This is a genomic window from Chitinophaga silvatica (assembly GCF_003419895.1).
GTDB lineage: Bacteria > Bacteroidota > Bacteroidia > Chitinophagales > Chitinophagaceae > Chitinophaga > Chitinophaga silvatica.
This window is the reverse complement of sequence record NZ_QPMM01000007.1, coordinates 365,981-383,003: the sequence shown is the minus strand read 5'-3', so window position 1 is coordinate 383,003 and position 17,023 is coordinate 365,981. Positions and strand designations below refer to the sequence as shown.

16 protein-coding genes are annotated in these 17,023 nt (G+C 39.8%); 8 read left to right on the top strand and 8 right to left on the bottom strand.

All coding sequences use genetic code 11. From position 1 onward, the window contains the following. Positions 1-16: 16 nt before the first annotated feature. Entirely contained in the window at positions 17-802 is a 786-nt protein-coding gene (locus DVR12_RS14990; RefSeq protein WP_116976603.1) for a DeoR/GlpR family DNA-binding transcription regulator, read from the top strand. A gap of 46 nt (positions 803-848) precedes the next feature. Here the strand turns inward: DVR12_RS14990 and DVR12_RS14985 are convergent, their stop codons facing one another. Next, a complete protein-coding gene (locus DVR12_RS14985; RefSeq protein WP_116976602.1) occupies positions 849-1,064 on the bottom strand; it encodes a hypothetical protein in 216 nt (71 codons plus the stop codon). Between the two features lie 144 nt (positions 1,065-1,208). Here DVR12_RS14985 and DVR12_RS14980 point away from each other — a divergent pair, with 144 nt between their 5' ends. Further along, positions 1,209-2,189 (top strand): GlxA family transcriptional regulator, encoded by a 981-nt coding sequence (locus tag DVR12_RS14980; RefSeq protein WP_116976601.1) that lies wholly within the window; start codon positions 1,209-1,211, stop codon positions 2,187-2,189. Here the strand turns inward: DVR12_RS14980 and DVR12_RS14975 are convergent. Beyond that, positions 2,186-2,704 (bottom strand): DinB family protein, encoded by a 519-nt coding sequence (locus DVR12_RS14975; RefSeq protein WP_116976600.1) that lies wholly within the window; start codon positions 2,702-2,704, stop codon positions 2,186-2,188. The two genes, DVR12_RS14980 and DVR12_RS14975, sit on opposite strands and share 4 nt — an antisense overlap. Positions 2,705-2,830: 126 nt before the next feature. On the opposite strand from DVR12_RS14975, the gene DVR12_RS14970 reads away from it, so the two are divergent. From DVR12_RS14970 to DVR12_RS14955, 3 genes are all read left to right on the top strand, one after another. After that, complete coding sequence (locus tag DVR12_RS14970) at positions 2,831-3,043, top strand: hypervirulence associated TUDOR domain-containing protein (protein WP_116976599.1); 213 nt, start codon at positions 2,831-2,833, stop codon at positions 3,041-3,043. Between the two features lie 51 nt (positions 3,044-3,094). Next, positions 3,095-3,556 carry a YMGG-like glycine zipper-containing protein gene (locus tag DVR12_RS14965; protein ID WP_116976598.1) on the top strand — a complete coding sequence of 154 codons (462 nt, stop codon included), beginning with the start codon at positions 3,095-3,097 and terminating at the stop codon, positions 3,554-3,556. 282 nt (positions 3,557-3,838) lie between these two features. Beyond that, positions 3,839-4,924 (top strand): mechanosensitive ion channel family protein, encoded by a 1,086-nt coding sequence (locus DVR12_RS14955; protein ID WP_116976596.1) that lies wholly within the window; start codon positions 3,839-3,841, stop codon positions 4,922-4,924. 106 nt (positions 4,925-5,030) lie between these two features. Here the strand turns inward: DVR12_RS14955 and DVR12_RS27800 are convergent, their stop codons facing one another. The 3 genes from DVR12_RS27800 to DVR12_RS14940 form a co-directional block, all read right to left on the bottom strand. Beyond that, the gene (locus DVR12_RS27800) at positions 5,031-5,612 is read right to left on the bottom strand and encodes a hypothetical protein (RefSeq protein WP_199417121.1); all 582 of its coding nucleotides are present in this window, start codon (positions 5,610-5,612) and stop codon (positions 5,031-5,033) included. A gap of 310 nt (positions 5,613-5,922) precedes the next feature. Further along, positions 5,923-8,544 carry a glycoside hydrolase family 2 protein gene (locus DVR12_RS14945; RefSeq protein ID WP_116976595.1) on the bottom strand — a complete coding sequence of 874 codons (2,622 nt, stop codon included), beginning with the start codon at positions 8,542-8,544 and terminating at the stop codon, positions 5,923-5,925. A gap of 53 nt (positions 8,545-8,597) precedes the next feature. Further along, positions 8,598-9,590, bottom strand: coding sequence for a GlxA family transcriptional regulator (locus DVR12_RS14940; protein ID WP_116976594.1), 993 nt, complete (start codon positions 9,588-9,590; stop codon positions 8,598-8,600). A gap of 193 nt (positions 9,591-9,783) precedes the next feature. On the opposite strand from DVR12_RS14940, the gene DVR12_RS14935 reads away from it, so the two are divergent. After that, positions 9,784-10,200: a VOC family protein gene (locus DVR12_RS14935; RefSeq protein ID WP_116976593.1), complete on the top strand. Its 417-nt coding sequence runs from the start codon at positions 9,784-9,786 to the stop codon at positions 10,198-10,200. 7 nt (positions 10,201-10,207) lie between these two features. On the opposite strand, the gene DVR12_RS14930 is transcribed toward DVR12_RS14935, so the two are convergent. Further along, entirely contained in the window at positions 10,208-10,684 is a 477-nt protein-coding gene (locus tag DVR12_RS14930; RefSeq protein ID WP_116976716.1) for a VOC family protein, read from the bottom strand. A gap of 238 nt (positions 10,685-10,922) precedes the next feature. Here DVR12_RS14930 and DVR12_RS14925 point away from each other — a divergent pair, with 238 nt between their 5' ends. Further along, positions 10,923-11,744, top strand: a complete 822-nt coding sequence (locus tag DVR12_RS14925) for a ThuA domain-containing protein (protein ID WP_116976592.1) — start codon at positions 10,923-10,925, stop codon at positions 11,742-11,744. 206 nt (positions 11,745-11,950) lie between these two features. Here DVR12_RS14925 and DVR12_RS14920 read toward each other — a convergent pair whose 3' ends face one another. Next, positions 11,951-14,350: a glycoside hydrolase family 2 protein gene (locus DVR12_RS14920; protein ID WP_233522394.1), complete on the bottom strand. Its 2,400-nt coding sequence runs from the start codon at positions 14,348-14,350 to the stop codon at positions 11,951-11,953. A 372-nt stretch (positions 14,351-14,722) separates the two neighbouring features. On the opposite strand from DVR12_RS14920, the gene DVR12_RS14915 reads away from it, so the two are divergent. After that, entirely contained in the window at positions 14,723-15,937 is a 1,215-nt protein-coding gene (locus DVR12_RS14915) for a glycosyltransferase family 87 protein (RefSeq protein WP_116976591.1), read from the top strand. Between the two features lie 74 nt (positions 15,938-16,011). Here DVR12_RS14915 and DVR12_RS14910 read toward each other — a convergent pair whose 3' ends face one another. After that, a complete protein-coding gene (locus DVR12_RS14910) occupies positions 16,012-17,013 on the bottom strand; it encodes a PorP/SprF family type IX secretion system membrane protein (protein WP_116976590.1) in 1,002 nt (333 codons plus the stop codon). Between the last annotated feature and the right edge of the window lie 10 nt (positions 17,014-17,023).

Genomic DNA, 17,023 nt, shown 5'->3' with positions numbered 1-17,023 from the left:
CAATAGAAGTAACGTTATGGATAATGCCAATGCGCACGATCATACTCCTCCGATTAACCTTACTAAAAAGGCGAGGAAAAATCTTATAATCCAGCAGGTGAACATTCATACAAGGATCACCTATAATGAATTGGTTAACCTGATCAATGTATCTGAAGACACTATTCGCAGAGATGTAAATGAGCTCGCAGAAGATGGAGAAGTGGTAAAAATCAAAGGTGGGGCCATGTCTATTGCCTATCACTTTGGGCATGAATCCCAAACCTATGCTCAGAGTAATAAGGGAATAATTGCAGAAAAAGCTTTGCAATTATTGCAAGACGACATGATAGTTTTAATTGGTGGAGGCACTACTATCCGGGAGTTTATCAAGAAGATCCCAGCTACACTGAAAGCTACGTTTATTACTGTAAATGTATTTACAGCGGTGGAGCTACTGGATAAACCGATGATTAAAACGATTATGATAGGTGGACAAATTTCTGCTTATAGTCAGATGACCGTAAGTGGAGAAGTATTTGAGTATCTTTCCAATATTAAGGCCGATTTATGCATTATTGGCACCAATGCTATTGATCCTGTTAATGGGTTAACGGATGCCGACTGGGAAACCATTCAGGTTAAGAAAGCAATGATTAAGGCGGCGGATAAGGTGGCAATTATGGCAATTTCAGAAAAAATGAATTCATCGATGAAGATGAAAATTGCTGATTTACAGGATATTCATTATCTGATTACAGAATTACCAGCAGACAACCCTTCATTACAAGCCTATCAGGCTAAAAATCTGACCCTTATATAACTGGCATGGATACCGGAAAATCATTTCGCGGCATCCATGCAATTTTTCAGTCATCTTCCATTACCTGGCACTGAAACCCATTATCATTCACAAGCATTACTATTTTTCCAGGCTGGAAATTCTCCCCTTCTACCCGAAGTACCTTATCACAATCTTCTAAATCAAAATTTATTTTTCTACCCGGAAAATTTTGTAGAAGGATGGCTATAATTTCTTTGGCTACAGTGGTTCGTTGTACATTTGTTTTAAATACTTCTACCATACAATTCAGTTTGAATAGAATATTGATATTATTTCGCAAGTTAGCCTTTCAACATAAAAAATATAGATGCTGTTATGGACAAACTCAGGGTTATTTGCGACAAAAAATTATTAAGTTTGATTTTGTTTCTAAATACCGGCAAATATGCTCCAAATAGGAATCCTACTAATTCAGCACTATAAACTTTTAAGTCTGGCTGCTATTACTGATGTACTAGAGACAGTCAATAAAATTTACCTCCAAAGAGAGGCAGCAGCTCCTTTCAAAATCACTTTAGTTTATACTCAGGAAAGCAAGTCTATTACCTACGCATTTCCTAATTATCATTCGGAACCCCTGGAACAGGGAAGTCGGTTCAACCTCGTATTGGTACCATCTTTTACGACAGATAATTTGCCACAATCCGTAGCCGATAACGTTGCCTTTTTGCCCTGGCTGCAATCGCAATACCAGCAAGGTGCAGAAATAGCCAGTTTCTGCACCGGAGCATTTTTATTGGCCGCAAGTGGTTTGCTGAATGGTCGTATTGCTACTACCCACGTAGATTGCTGTAAGGCATTCTCTGCTGCTTTCCCATCTGTGAACCTTTTGCCCGATAAAACGGTAACACATGATGAAGGGATTTATACCAGCGGAGGCGCCACCTCTACGTTTAATCTCCTGCTTCATTTACTGGAAATTCATCTGGGCATTGAAACTGCCATCAGAACAGCTAAAATATTTGCAGTGGATATGGGGAGAGACAAACAACATTATTTCAGCACCTTTCAACCCACCCGCCAGCATAATGATGAACTGGTGGCTGCCACTCAGGACAAAATAGAAACGAAATACCAGGAAGCCGGCACAATTGAAGAAATAATCAAAGATATTCCATCTAGTCGCCGTAACATAGTAAGACGCTTCAAACAGGCTACTGGATTCACTCCTATCGAATATTTGCAATATACACGGATAGAAGCCGCTAAAAAGATGCTGGAACAAACCGGAGAACAAATGACTAGTATTATCCTCAGTTCCGGCTACAACGATCCTAAAGCATTCAGAAAAGTTTTCCGTAAAACAGTAGGTATGACCCCTACCGAATACCGGGAAAAATTTAATGCCAGTGCCCACAGATCTTAACGATCGAAAAAGAACGGAGGCTCAATATTCAAGGCACGCAGATATACATAACCTTGCCCACGGTGATGAATTTCGTTATCTGCTATGTATAATAGCAAAGAATGAATCTGACCTTCATATTTATTGAATAATGAGATGGTCTTATGGAAATCTGCCTCCGGAATCTGCGAATACAATTCATCAATTTCAGGAGTTACTGCATCCCATAATGCCAGTAAATCGGCCTTGGTAGTAGGTTGGCCATTTACGCCGGCTGGCAGTATTGCTTCCAAAGGTTTCCATTCACCTGTTACCATCCCATATAAACTCGGGGTAGCCATTCCTATAAACTCTCTTGCCATTTCAGCGAAGGGGCGCATACCTCCAATACGGAACTCAAATAGCTTATCTTCCGGAAATGCGTCGATAATTCTTCTTGTGAGCTTTCTATGCCCCTGCCAATGAGCCAGAAACTCCTTAGGATTCATGAAACTCTTTTGCCCGGTTGCATTTGCTGTTAAAACATTGTTTTCCATAAGTCAGTAATTTTATGATGATACAAATATAATTGGGGGGTAGTGACAACCTTATGTCAGTAGCTTCGAAAAAAATTTCAAAACAGAAATCTCCTTACAATAGTTATTATTAAAAAACCTAAAACAATGGAACATCAATTTAAAGTGGGAGATCATGTTAGATGGAATTCGGAAGTCGGATATGTATCCGGTGTTATTATTAAAATCCATACTTCAGATTTCAATTTTAAAGGATATACGCATCGTGCCAGCCAGGAGGAGCCACAATACGAGATCAAAAGCGACAAAACTGATCATATTGCTGCCCATAAAGGCAAGGCATTAAAGCTTATCCCCTAATTCTGGCATTATTTTCGTAGCCTGCGCTGGTCTAAACGTAAAATTTTAACCATGAAACAGTTTATCACAGCATCTGCTGCTGCAATTGTTTTATTATCCTGTGCCGGAAACGCCAATAATAATGCAGCCATTGAACAGGCTAAAAAAGAGGCAATAGATTCGATGAACAAAGTAAATGCCATTAAACAACAAGTTGCCGATTCGATTAATGCTTTAAATGTTCATAAAAAACATCCTGCTGCAAATGAGCAACCTGCCACTCCTGTTGCCAGCAGCGGAACTCAAACGTCCTCCCCTGCCTCTGCACCCGCAGCAAAAAAGAAAGGAATTAAATCCTGGAGCCATACTGCCAAAGGAGCAGTTGTTGGAGCCGGAGCAGGCGCTGTAACAGGTGCAATTGTAAATAAAGACAGGGTGAAAGGTGCAGCTATCGGAGCAATTATCGGAACCGGAGTAGGTGCCGGAACTGGCGCAATTGTAGATCATTCCAAGAAAAAGAAACAACAACAATAATTTCATTTTTAAATAAAGGGAAATATCAAAAGTAATTTCAATCCGATTTGTATCGGATACCTGATCTGAAAAAATTATCATTTATGTCACATCACTTTTGATATTTCCCCTGCTTTTAATGCTATTCCCCTACATTGTTGCTCTAAAAAGCCACAGACTGTGTACCTACTCTTCTCTCCTGAATTTTTTTTCTCTTCTGCCAAATACTCCACCAACTTCATTATTAGCGGAAATCTACCAACAACAAGTCGATAACGGCACCATCTTTGGGGCATCGCGCGCATGTGGAATCAACTAATAGAAAGAACAGATCATCTGCCCGACTTCCTATGGAATTTGATTTTGGCAGGTATTGCAGTCATTTTAGGTTGGCTGATCAAGTATTTATTGTCATTCTTCTTAAAAAAATCCTTTATTGAGGAGAAAGAGTTTTCGCTTGTTCATACTATAATATTCAGGCTAGGTAAAGCATTCAATTTTCTCCTGCCATTGTTATTGTTGAACATGACCTTACCAATGATGCGACTCAACCCCAAGTATGTTCCGTTTCTCAGCAAGGCGCTGGAAATTGCGCTTACATTGGCTTTTGCTGCATTAATCATTGGCGTGGTTAAGGTTTTGGAAGATTATATTTATCACACTTATGATCTCAAAAAAGCGAATAATTTAAAAGAGAGAAAAATCAGAACCCAACTTCAGTTTATTCGTAAACTGGTAATTGCGCTAATACTCATACTCACCGTATGTGGTATTTTACTGAGCTTCGATAGCATGCGCAAGTTGGGAGCAGGGTTACTTACCGGAGTTGGTGTCAGCGGTATTATCATAGGTTTTGCTGCGCAAAAATCGCTGGGCAACCTGCTTGCGGGCTTCCAAATTGCATTTACCCAACCTATTCGTATCGATGATGTACTGGTTGTAGAAGGTGAATGGGGGCGTGTAGAAGAAATTACATTGACCTATGTTGTACTAAACATCTGGGATCAGCGCAAGCTAATACTTCCTATTAATTATTTTATAGAGAAACCTTTTCAAAACTGGACCCGAACCGGAGCCGAAATTCTTGGTACTGCCTTTTTTTATCTCGATTATACTACACCGGTAGATAAACTCAGAGCGGAATTTGAAAAACTGCTTGATTTATCTCCTCTTTGGGATAAGCGCGCAAAAGCGCTGCAGGTAACCAATATAACTGATCGTACAATAGAAGTAAGAACATTAATGAGTGCCGCCACATCTGGTAATGCGTTTGATCTTCGTTGTTATATGAGAGAGAACCTTATGAAATTCATTCAGGAAAATTATCCTGATTGTTTGCCAAAAACGAGAGCGGATATAGAGAATGCTGGTATAGCCAAAACAATCTGATAGCCAGACTTTCTTATAGCTTTATTTATTAAAAATTGATAAAAATAGAAAGATGACATTCGAAAATAATTTCGAATGTCATCTTTCTGTTTTAAAAATATTTCTATCATTCATCCTTCAAGCCAAAAAACTCCAATGTTGCTTTATAATCATTGAAATCCGGATGGTTCGCCCCCCTGGCACCTGCAATTATAGTAGAAGCCGGAGCAAGGATAACCTTGAATTTTGTGAAAGTCACCGAATTAGGATAAGATGCAGAACTACCAACAGTAACCAATCTTGCGCTATATGCGTATTGTGATGGTGAAGTTGATGTTTGATATATAAAGCCTCTGGTATCATATAGTGCACCGGAAGCCAGGCCTCCTATTTGATACCAGGTAGTCTGACCTTCCGTTGATGGTACATAATATGCCAATATCAGGCAGGAATCTACAAATGAGGTTCTCAGATTTCCCAGCGCATAATTGTATAGTCCGGTGAATGTTTTGCTTCCGAATGTATACATCACCACATTCGCATTACCGGTAGCTCCCTGGGGCCCGGTTGGTCCTGTAGCACCAGTTGCTCCTGTGGCACCATTTGGGCCTGCCGGACCAGCCGGGCCCTGAGGACCTTCTTTTTTACTACAGCCAAATACTACAAATAACAGAACTAATAAACAGTTAATGATTCTTTTCGTTTTCATGTGCATTAATTAAGTGAGTAATTACAACTAAATTGACAATCAGATATAGATTATTAAACAGAACAGATACTGACGATGAAATATAAAAGCAAGACCGGGCAAACAACAATTCAGTTGCATTTCAAAATACTAACAGCATACCTTAAACGAAAACTTAAATTTTAAATGGCCGGAAATATTTCTTAAGTGGTACTAGTGGGGTGACAAACGAGAATTAACAAACAAAACGAAATTATCTATCAAATTAAAATCATCAACCTAAAATAAAAAATATGGGCAAATGACAAACTCATTTACCCATATTTCAATATTATTGAATAACAATGTATTGACTCTCCACATTCTCTCCATACACCTCAATCTGCGCATCAGGGCTCATTTTAGTGAGTTCACCACTCACAAGAATAGTTTTTGTTTCTCCGGGAAGAACAGATACATAGTTATCATTATAAAACACTGGCAGTATTCTCTCATGTTTAGCATTCACTAAAGAAATGCGATTAAAGAAGGCAACCGGGCCATTTGCCGGGTTACTTAAAGTAACTTTTATACCACCGGCATCCGCACGGGAAGCAGTACACTGCAACTTAGCTGTGGATAATTTACTTAGTCCGGTATACTTACCATCACCATTGGGCAACCAGTAAAAATTATCTGCCACAATTCCATCAGCTTTTACCAAACGTAAAGAGAAGAAAATACCATCCTTTTCCTTTAATTTATTGATAGTAGCAGCAACAGACATAAATTTCTGAACACTTGTTGGTCCAATTTCAACAAATACTTTCGTCAATACAGAATCATGCCCCAAATGATCGAAAGTTCTTAACTCAAGCATCATATCCCTTGCATAACTGAAAGTATTGTTTACCCCTGAAACCATCCCATCTATTGGGTTATACATTATATGCAGCGGCTCCGCCCCTTTTCTTGTGCCATATAAACAAGCATTCGGATCGAGGTAATAATCGTACATCTGTCCACGTAAGGCGGTCCATGGATTCTGGGTTTTCCAGATTATCACACCTGTATACCAATCCCACATATGTGCGCTGAATCCTTCCATTAAAGCTCTGTACTGGTCGTAGTTTACCAGTTGAGCTTTGTTTGCCCATTGTTTCAAATCTTTAAACTCTCCATAGGGAGATATAGCGTTGTTATACGAAATATATTTGTGGTAGTTCCATACAGCATCTACTTTCCCGGTAGCAGGGTCAGGTGCCACCAGATTTTCTTCAGGTAAGAAACGTGCCAGAGATTCATAATCGCCAACCCCAACAGACCCTACTTCAGAGTTGAATGGAAAAGTACGCTCACCCCAGAATACCGAAATAGGTTGTATACCATATGGGCCATCACCATTACCACCCAGATGGTTGTACGACATACTATCTGAATTAGAGTAATCGAAGAAGTAACGTGTACCATCCAGTTTTGGTAAAATACTGTCTTTCATTGCTGCCATAATATCAGCAGGTGGTGTGATTTCATTACCACCGCACCAGAAAGCCAGAGAAGGGTGATTCCGCAGCATCTTTACCTGATCAACAACACTTGCCAGAAATAATCCATGATCATCAGGATATTGGCGACGAGTCCACTGATCTTCTTTTTTCATTGGATCGGTCCAGCGCCCATTACAATCGCCCGACATCCAAAAATCCTGGAATACCAGCAATCCGTATTTATCACATGCTTCAAAAAACTCCGGCCGCTCGGTGAGGCTACCACCCCATATTCTGATCAGGTTGAGATTCATATCGCGATGAAACTTTACTTCTGCATCATAGCGATCTTTTGTGAAGCGGAACAACGCATCAGAAGTAATCCAGTTTCCACCTTTGATGAAGATTTTTTGACCATTGACTGCAATTTCGCGGCTATTCGTGTGTGCGTTCCAGTAAGTTTGGATTTCTCTAACCCCTACAACAATTGTATCTATATCCTGTTGTTTTCCTGTCTGATCAGTGAAACTCAGCGTAGCTTTATAAAGATGCTGATCTCCATATCCGGCAGGCCACCATAGTTTCGGATGTTGCAGGGTTAGTTGTGGTAAAGTAATGGAAGCAGTTCCTTTAGCAGGTATTGCAACTTTTGAAGTAACGGAAGTTTCTGCAACTGAAAATTTCAATGTACCTGTAATTGGTTTTGATGTGCTGTTTTCGAGTGTAACAGCAGTATTGATAATCGCAGGTTGCTGAGGGTCCTGTGGTTTTCTGACTCCAGGTACCTTCGTAATAATATGGGGATCTTTCAGGCTAATGGCACCTGTTTTTTCAATAAATACTTTATCCCAGATTCCGGTATTGCGGTCGCGCATGGGCTGAATCCAATCCCATCCTGCAGTATACTGCGGACCAACTCCTTTGGCAATGGTACCATCACCACCCTGGCCACCATTAGGATTACCAGGATATTTGGGAGGGTAAACAATAACAGCTAAACGATTATTTCCATTTTTTGCCAACCATGGAGTGATATTATAGGTTTGTCTTAAATATGCTCCGAAATGCGTATTGTTATTTAGTTTATGACCATTCAGGAAAACATCACAACCTTCATTCACCCCTCTGAAATGAAGCCATACCTGCCCATCGGCACTTGCCGGGAGTTCTTTAAAATCTTTTACAAACCAATAAGTATATTGATCATTGCCTGTATGATAAATGTCTGGGATCTTTTCATTATTCATACCAAACATTGGGTCGGGAACCGCTTTATTGTTTATTAGCGTAGTAAGTACAGTACCAGGTACAGTAGCGGGTTGCCAGTTTGTAATTGAATAAGCCGGGTCTGATAATTTTTCACCGTTTACCTTCACTGAACCAGCAATATTGCATTGCCAGCCACTATTAAGTTCGTATTGTTGTTGAGCCAGGAGACATTTGCCAATCAGCATTAGCCCCATAAAGACGGAAATTTTCCTATACATAATCAGGTTTTACTATCCTTACAAATATAGGACTTGCCGTTCTTTAATTGCAATCAATCCATTTCCTCTTCCACTGCCAGTTTATTGAATTTGTTGCGATACTCCATTGGTGTAAGGCCAGTAATACGTTTAAAGACAGTTCTGAAAGCTTTTGAGTCGATATACCCCACATCGCTTATTACTTCGTTGATGGTTTTATCGCTGGACTCGAAATCTCTTTTTGCAGCTTCAATTTTCATACGCTGAATATATTCGACGACAGTATTACCGGTATTTTTCTTAAAACGTCGTTCGAAGGAGCGGCGGCTGATTGAGGTGAGGGTGGCTAACTGATCGACCGAAATTTTTTCTCTGAATCCGTTCTCGATGAAGTTCTGAGCCATTTTTATTTTTTCGTCCTTATGCGATTTCTGGCCTTCGAAGATCATGAAAGCAGATTGGCTATTCCGGTTCATTTCAATAGCATATGATTTAGCTATGTTCAGCGCCATATCTCTGCCAGCATATCTTTCGATTAAGTAAAGGAGTAAGTTGAGATATGAAAAGGCACCTCCGCTGGTAAAGATTCTGTTTTCTTCGGTAATAATTTTTTCATCCCGCAGATCAATATCCGGAAACATTGATTTAAAGGTACTCGCATGTTTCCAGTGGGTAGTACATTGTTTACCTTTTAGTAATCCAGTTTTTGCAAGCAGAAAGGCACCCAGGCATAAACTAGCTACAGAAGCACCTTTATCATAGTGTTTAATGATCCATGGAACCAGCTCCTGGTTAAGTTCCAGCATTTTTCTTATATCACCGTGTAGGGAAGGAATGAGAATCAGATCTGTATGCTGTACCTGATTGTAATGCTTATCGGGTGCCACCATAAACTGATCTTCCCGTTGTGGGATTTGATCTCCGTTTCCTATTAATTCGATTTCGAAAAGGGGAGAATGATGTTTTTCCAGTGAATAGGAGTTTACTTCCTTCAGGATCTGTAAACTACTCTCGATGTTAGATACGCTGAAATGCCCTAAAGGCACTAAAATGGAAATATGTATCATAGTGGTATGAATAAGCAATATTAAATAAGAATATATTCTATTTATTTAAGAATAAAAAATTCTCAAATAAGAATTTTTAAATTAAGACCTTGCTATCCGCTCTGCCGCAAAATGCCTATGAATTGTCGCCAACTCCCCCTATCGGATAATCGAAGGATATCGACATTTGCATTGGATTGATTGAATCAAAAGCATGAGCAGCATCTACGCATATTTTACATTTAACGGCAACTGCAGGCAAGCGCTCTCGTTTTATAAAGCCTGTCTTGGAGGCATACTAGACCTACAAACTATTGGCGATTCGCCAATGTCGGATCAGTTACCAGACTATATGCACGACTTTGTTTTGCATGGTAGTTTGACCAGCAATTCATTAGTAATTGCAGGAACAGACATGGTATCGGAAGCCGGGCTTACCAAGGGCAATAGCATCTCACTGCTACTCAATTGCAGCACAGCCGCTGAGGCCAGAATATATTATCGTAAATTATCGGAGAATGGAATTGTTACTTCACCACTAAGAGCCAATCATTGGGGAGCATTATTTGGTACACTAACAGACCAGTTTGGACATCACTGGCTGATAAGTTATGAAGGAAGTATGAGGTGAGTAAATATTATTCGCCGTTAAACGCATTTTGCAAGGTGGCAATATCCAATTTCTTCATTTTCATCATTGCTGCCATAGCTCTACCAGCTTTTTCTTTATCAGGATCTGAAAATAACTCAAAAATTATTGTAGGCACTATCTGCCAGGATAAACCATATTTATCTTTTAACCAGCCACACTGACTTTCCTTTCCACCATTACCAGAAAGCGTATCCCAATAATAATCAACTTCTTCCTGTGTTTCACAATTAACAGCAAACGAAACTGCTTCTGTAAAAGGAAATACAGGGCCACCATTTAAAGCCATAAACTCCAATCCATCTAACTGAAAAGTAGCGGCTAATAAGGTTCCTTCGGGAAAAGGCGCTCCTTCACCGTAATAGGATTTATTTACAACTTTTCCGTTCTTAAAAACAGTCAGATAAAAATTAATTGCCTCTTCAGCATTATCATTGAACCAGAGTGAAGGAGTGATCTTTTGCATAGCAGACATTATTGTAAATGATGCAATAAATACGATACAAAGATAAAAAGCTGATTAGATCATAGCCGGTTCAAAAGCGACAATTTTGCTGGTCATTTGCGACAAAACAACATAACTAATTAATAATCAACACATTGAATTTGTCGCATTTTCCCCTTTCCGGGTTTAGAGGGTAAAATTGCCACCTATATAATAATTAAAAAAACAACTGTATTTTGTTTGAATATTAATATTTTATATGAAGCTAAAATTCCACTTGCTGTACTGGCTGCTTGCCTGTATTTTATACAGTTATAACGTAAACGCACAAACGCAAAAATCCAAATTCAATGTAATTGCATTTTACACCGGAAAAAGCGATCAGGCTCATATCAGCTTTGTACATGAGGCCAACAAATGGTTTCCTGAAATGGCCGCCAAATATAACTTCCATTACGACTCTACCAACAACTGGCAAAATATGAATACTGAATTTCTGTCGAAATACCAGGTGGTAATATTCCTGGATACCCGGCCGGATGATAGTTTACAGCGTATCGCGTTTCAGCAATATATGGAGAATGGAGGCCGATGGATGGGGTTCCACTTTTCTGCATTTGCATTAACACCATCTATGTATCCCCAGAACTGGAATTGGTATCATAATACTTTTCTTGGTTCCGGAGAGTATGGCAGCAATACCTGGCGCCCAACCAGTGCAATATTAAGAGTAGAAAACAAACATCCTGTCACCAAAGGATTACCTAAAACCTTTAAGGCATCTCCCAATGAATGGTATAGGTGGAGTAATGATCTTCGTACGAATGCCAACATCCGGATTCTACTGGCAGTAGATTCTTCCAGTTTTCCTTTGGGAACAGGACCTAAACAACATGAAATCTGGCATAGCGGGTATTATCCGGTTGCCTGGACAAACAAAAACTACAGGATGGTATACTTCAACATGGGGCATAACGATATAGATTATGAGCATCATACCAATGCTGATCTATCCCATACATTTGATAACGAAATACAGAATAAGCTTATACTAAATTCCTTATTCTGGTTAGCGAAGTAGTTGCTCGCAAAGGCGCAAAGATTAATATTAAGGTGCAAAGGATTTTATTTAAGTAACAAAGACTTAAAGCGAGTATTTTTAAGAACATCTGACAAATTTTAATTTAAAAAGATATCGGGGAGTTCTTAATAAAAATCGTTTTTCTTTATTATTCTTAAATAAAATCCTTTGCACCTTAATATTAATCTTTGCGCCTTTGCGAGAAACTAATTTCCAAGAATTGCCTCTATTCTTCTACGCTCATCTGATCTGGCATACTGACCATATTTGGCCAGGTATTCCTTGGCTACAGGAATAAAGTTTGCTTTATCCTGTTTGTTGAGCAGATAGATAGTTTTGGCTCTTAAAAAGATTTCTTCCCCAGCAGCACCATACGGCTTTAAGGAAGTTGAAATAGCATTCCAGTCTGGGTTTGCATTCTGTTCAGGAATAGATGGTGCAATCATATCCTGATAAAGCAGATTCATTATTTTGATAGTAGATTGTCTTGCACCCATTGCTTTATCAATAGCTTCCTTATTTGAAAGGATGATCTGGAAGCCGGTATCTGAAGTACTTCCAGTAACCTGCATAACATAACGCAAATCATCATCTGAATACGGAGCCTTGATCTGGGCAAAATATTCCTGTCCGGCCATGGAAGCAGCATCTCTATCACCGGCCTGTACTGCCGTCATAGCCATTTTCCGTAAGAATGCAGGAGATCTTTCGCCATCTATATACTGTTGAAGAAGATTGCTGTAAGATTCAGTAGGATCAGTTATATCTGCGTCGGCTGCGGTAACATCCGGCATCTGACCCATATCCGGGTTTAGAGGCGCATGGATTTTTCTGATTACCGCAAATGGAATTTTCACAATTTCCCGATCGTAAGTCAGTAATCCATTTTGTTCTCCTTCCACATCAAAAGGCTGGGTATAGATACTACCAGAAAGCCCTTGTCTTTCCAATAACTGAAGATGCTGGTTCATGATAGTATACTTCGCTTTAAGAGCACCAGGCTTTTCGGTAATATATCCCCATGCACTATTGGTATTCCATTGGTGATCAGGAATAAATACGCCGATACCACCAAACTCTCCCAATACTTTTGCTTTACCAGGAATCTTGATGGCGTCCATTGGATTCGGGTAGCTGTGAACATCTGTCAGATCTGCGCTCACGTATGCATTGGGGCTAGGACTGCGAAGTTTATCGTTTACATACAGATATTCGCCTGAGTGCCCGTTTACGAGCCGGGATGGGTCGGTATGTTTAATCCATTCGGTTAATCTTTTCTGATCATATTGCCCCCATTTTTCATTAAATAATACCCAGGTTGTAATACTTGGATGATTTTGCAATTGGGCGATGGTTTCCTTGCATTGTTGTTCAAACACTGCTTTGGCACCTTCAGGCAAATTATGATTAGGGCTAACCATATCCTGCCAAACCAACATACCTAATTTATCTGCCCAATAGTACCAGCGGGCCGGTTCTACTTTGATGTGTTTCCGGATTGTATTGAAGCCCATACCTTTGATAGCACGAATATCGAACGATAGTGCTTCGTCGGTTGGTGCGGTGTATAAACCATCAGGCCAGAAACCCTGATCAAGCGTACCAAGATTGAAATATGGTTTATTATTAAGAAATATTCTTTCCTGGCCTTTTTCATCTTTGGAGATAGCAATTTTACGCATACCGAAGTAGCTCTTTACTTCATCTACTACCTGATCGTCTTTTAATAATTTAACCGTTAGATCATATAATGCCGGATGGCCAGGCGACCAGAGTTGTACATTACTTACAGGCAATTGCAGTTTGGTATTTGCAATTCCTTTTACACTTCCGGCGGAAGTTCCGGCTAGTGAGGCTGTTGCTTCCACAGTATAACCTTTAGGAGCATCAACAGTAATATTCAGGGTATTGTTATCAATATCCGGAGTAAGCAAGAGGTCTGAAATATAACTGGTCGGTACTTTTTCTATCCATACAGTTTGCCAGATACCTGAACTCGGAGTATAGTAAATATTGGCAGGAGCCAATACCTGTTTACCATGTGGACCAATGCCCTTATCGGAAGGATCATAGACCTTTAATACCAGAGTATTGGAACCGGATTTAACCAGGTTGGTGATATCGAAAGAAAATTCAGTATATCCGCCAGTGTGAGCACCGGCTTTCTGACCGTTTACATATACTTCTGTTTGCCAGTCAACTGCTCCAAAGTGCAGTAATACTTTTTCCTTAGCAGTGGTTTGGACGTCAAATTTTCGTTTATACCATAAGCGTTGCTCGGGAAGTAAAGTTTTCTTAACTCCTGAAAGTGCCGACTCTAAAGGAAATGGTACAAGTATTTGTCCATCGAATTTAGATGGAGTATTTGTAACAGAGGCCGGGGTGATAGCATAATCCCAAAGGCCATTAAGATTTTGCCAGTTTTCACGTTGGAGTTGCGGACGCGGATATTCAGGTAATGCATTAGTGGGAGACACTTCTTTGGCCCATCTGGTTTGAACTGCCACAGGTTGCATTTTGTAGGAATCCTGTGCAAATGCAGGAACAAATGCAAGGTTGGCCATTAAAAAGGCTGCTGCCACACTTGTAAGGTGCTGTTTTAACATAGCTTGATGTAATATTTATGCTTTAGTGGTTATTGAGCTTACGAGTATGAGGGTTGATGCGCAAATAATAACAGGGGTACGAAAAAGCTCGTCTAATGGTTCTTAAGACTATATTGACATGCAAAATATGGATTTATTCTTGGTATCGGCACATAATTTTTATGATACAACGAGAACTAATAAATTATATATTTGTATAATATATTTTTAAATTTCAGTCAATGAACTTGCAGAGGCCGCTATCTACAACTAAATAGAGGCGATGGCATTTTATTATTTCTGGGAAAAATATATAGTTTTGCGTTTCCCTGTAGAAATGAATTTTACAGGAATGGCCTACAACTGATTATTAACTGTCATAACCAAACACTGATGCAGAGCACGACCACCACGGGCAGGTGGGAAAAAATCGCCAACTTTGTTAGTAGAATTCCTGTGAAGTACCTTTACTTGTTGTTCCTGACAATGGCGGTAGCAATTTCCTTTCATTCCTGGTTTTCTTCCCTGGACATGGAAAAATGGACCCGTTACAATAACTTTCTGATCTTCAAACATTCCTTTGCTCATTTAATACATAATCAGGACCTCTATACACTTTATCCGGACGAGTATTACGATTTATATAAATACAGTCCGTCTTTTGCTTTATGGATGGGGGCATTTTACTGGTTACCGGATTTACCGGCATTGATCTGCTGGAATCTGATGAATGTGATCGTATTTATTGTGGCAATAAGAAAGCTACCGGTTAAAGAAAACAAGCAAACCTTCATGCTGTTGTTCCTGGCTATAGAAATGATGATTGCATTAACCAGTTCACAGATCAATGTATTTATTGCTGGTTTCTTTGTATTGGCCTGGCATGCAATGGAGAACAAAAAAATCTGGCTGGCATCTTTGCTCCTTGTAGTTACGATTTATATAAAGATATTCGGAATTGTTGCCTTATCTCTATTTCTATTGTATCCGGAAAAATGGAAAGCTGCACTTTACACAGCATTCTGGGCGCTGGTAATTGGTATTATGCCATTGGCTGTAATCTCTGCAGATCAGCTTATGTTCCTTTACAAAAGCTGGGGTAGCCTGTTAGGCAATGATTATTCCGCATCCTTTGGTGTATCAGTTATGGGATGGTGGCATACCTGGTTTGGAATGAGTATTAATAAAGAACTATTTGTATTAATTGGTGCAGCAATTTATGCAGCTCCGTTTCTTTGGCTGGCATATAAAAAAGACTCCCGTTTCAACCTGTCAATGCTTGCATCTGCCTTAATCTGGGTAGTAATCTTTAATCATAAAGGAGAATCTCCTACCTATATTGTTGCATTAAGCGGAGTAGCAATCTGGTATTTCACACAGCCGGCCAACCGTACAAATACGATATTGGTATGGCTAACATTAATATTTACTTCCTTCTCTTCTACAGATCTGATTACCCCTTATTGGATTGCCAGAACTTACGTGGAGCCTTACGCTGTTAAGGCAGTTTTTTGTACAATAGTTTGGGCGAAGATTGTAATTGAGCCATTCATTGCTTCCAAAGCAATGAGCGAGCAGCTGGAAACACCTTTGCAGAAAGCAGCTTAATACTGGAAATAATTTTACATAAAAAAAGACGTCTCAAATGAGACGTCTTTTTTTATGTTTAGATAAATAACTCTTTAGAAATAGCGTGGATTTGTAATGCTATAATGTTTTGATGGGAACAGGAAACCTATTGATATCTCGTGTGAGCCACCCTGGTAACCTGCCATCTTATTTACATTCAGGTCATAGGCATAGCCTATCCGTAACTGTTCTGTTGCATAAAACTCGGCCATAGCGCTGGCAGCATTTACCTGTTGTAAACGAGGGTCCAGATTCTTCTTATTCCAGACTTTCATTGAAGTTCTATAAGATCCTCCCAGCCATAATTTTTCGCTGAGAAGGAGAAATGCATTCAGATCTAAACTTGTAGGTCCTTTAAAATCTTCCTTGATCATAAAACTTGGCTTTAGTTTCATAGATTCATTTAGGTTGATTACAGTTCCGGCAGTGATGTACATATGCTGTGTTTTTCTGATCACATCATAAGAATATCCTTTCCAGGAATACCTGGTAGCAGAGGTATACAATGAGAAGAGATCCATCACGGAAGCACCTAAATAAAAGGACGGCGTATAGTAATAGATTCCAAAACGTGCATCCGGCACCCATTTAGATACCTTACCAGTAGGAATGGTTTCATCATTATTATCTACAAAAGCCATTGCTGTTCCATCAATGGAATATTGGGTAATACCACCACCAAGGCCAAGACATAGGCGGCGCGTATTTTCATCGTCCAGGGGGATCCGGTAGGCATATGATCCATATAAGGAACCAGATTGCTGCGGCCCTGTTTGATCAAACAACATTTGTAATCCCACTCCTACCCTGTTATCTGAGGCATTTGTCAACCCATCCACCGATACTCCTCCAGTACGTGGCGCTCCCGGGAAGCCGGCCCACTGGTGTCTGTAGGCTGCGTTCAGGTACCAGTTTTCCTTGTAACCAGCATAGGCCGGATTCACTGTCAATCCATTAAACGCATACTGGCTGAACTGAACATTCTGCTGTGCATAGGTACTGATACCAGTCAATAGCATAAGGCCCAGGAAATATGTTTTTATATTAATGCGCATAGTATTATGA

Bases quoted from the DNA above. Each gene is read 5' to 3' on its own strand.
- DVR12_RS14990 (WP_116976603.1), top strand. From the start codon at position 17: ATGGATAATGCCAATGCGCACGATCATACTCCTCCGATTAACCTTACT.
- DVR12_RS14985 (WP_116976602.1), bottom strand. From the start codon at position 1,064: ATGGTAGAAGTATTTAAAACAAATGTACAACGAACCACTGTAGCCAAA.
- DVR12_RS14980 (WP_116976601.1), top strand. From the start codon at position 1,209: ATGCTCCAAATAGGAATCCTACTAATTCAGCACTATAAACTTTTAAGT.
- DVR12_RS14975 (WP_116976600.1), bottom strand. From the start codon at position 2,704: ATGGAAAACAATGTTTTAACAGCAAATGCAACCGGGCAAAAGAGTTTC.
- DVR12_RS14970 (WP_116976599.1), top strand. From the start codon at position 2,831: ATGGAACATCAATTTAAAGTGGGAGATCATGTTAGATGGAATTCGGAA.
- DVR12_RS14965 (WP_116976598.1), top strand. From the start codon at position 3,095: ATGAAACAGTTTATCACAGCATCTGCTGCTGCAATTGTTTTATTATCC.
- DVR12_RS14955 (WP_116976596.1), top strand. From the start codon at position 3,839: ATGTGGAATCAACTAATAGAAAGAACAGATCATCTGCCCGACTTCCTA.
- DVR12_RS27800 (WP_199417121.1), bottom strand. From the start codon at position 5,612: ATGAAAACGAAAAGAATCATTAACTGTTTATTAGTTCTGTTATTTGTA.
- DVR12_RS14945 (WP_116976595.1), bottom strand. From the start codon at position 8,544: ATGTATAGGAAAATTTCCGTCTTTATGGGGCTAATGCTGATTGGCAAA.
- DVR12_RS14940 (WP_116976594.1), bottom strand. From the start codon at position 9,590: ATGATACATATTTCCATTTTAGTGCCTTTAGGGCATTTCAGCGTATCT.
- DVR12_RS14935 (WP_116976593.1), top strand. From the start codon at position 9,784: ATGAGCAGCATCTACGCATATTTTACATTTAACGGCAACTGCAGGCAA.
- DVR12_RS14930 (WP_116976716.1), bottom strand. From the start codon at position 10,684: ATGCAAAAGATCACTCCTTCACTCTGGTTCAATGATAATGCTGAAGAG.
- DVR12_RS14925 (WP_116976592.1), top strand. From the start codon at position 10,923: ATGAAGCTAAAATTCCACTTGCTGTACTGGCTGCTTGCCTGTATTTTA.
- DVR12_RS14920 (WP_233522394.1), bottom strand. From the start codon at position 14,350: ATGTTAAAACAGCACCTTACAAGTGTGGCAGCAGCCTTTTTAATGGCC.
- DVR12_RS14915 (WP_116976591.1), top strand. From the start codon at position 14,723: ATGCAGAGCACGACCACCACGGGCAGGTGGGAAAAAATCGCCAACTTT.
- DVR12_RS14910 (WP_116976590.1), bottom strand. From the start codon at position 17,013: ATGCGCATTAATATAAAAACATATTTCCTGGGCCTTATGCTATTGACT.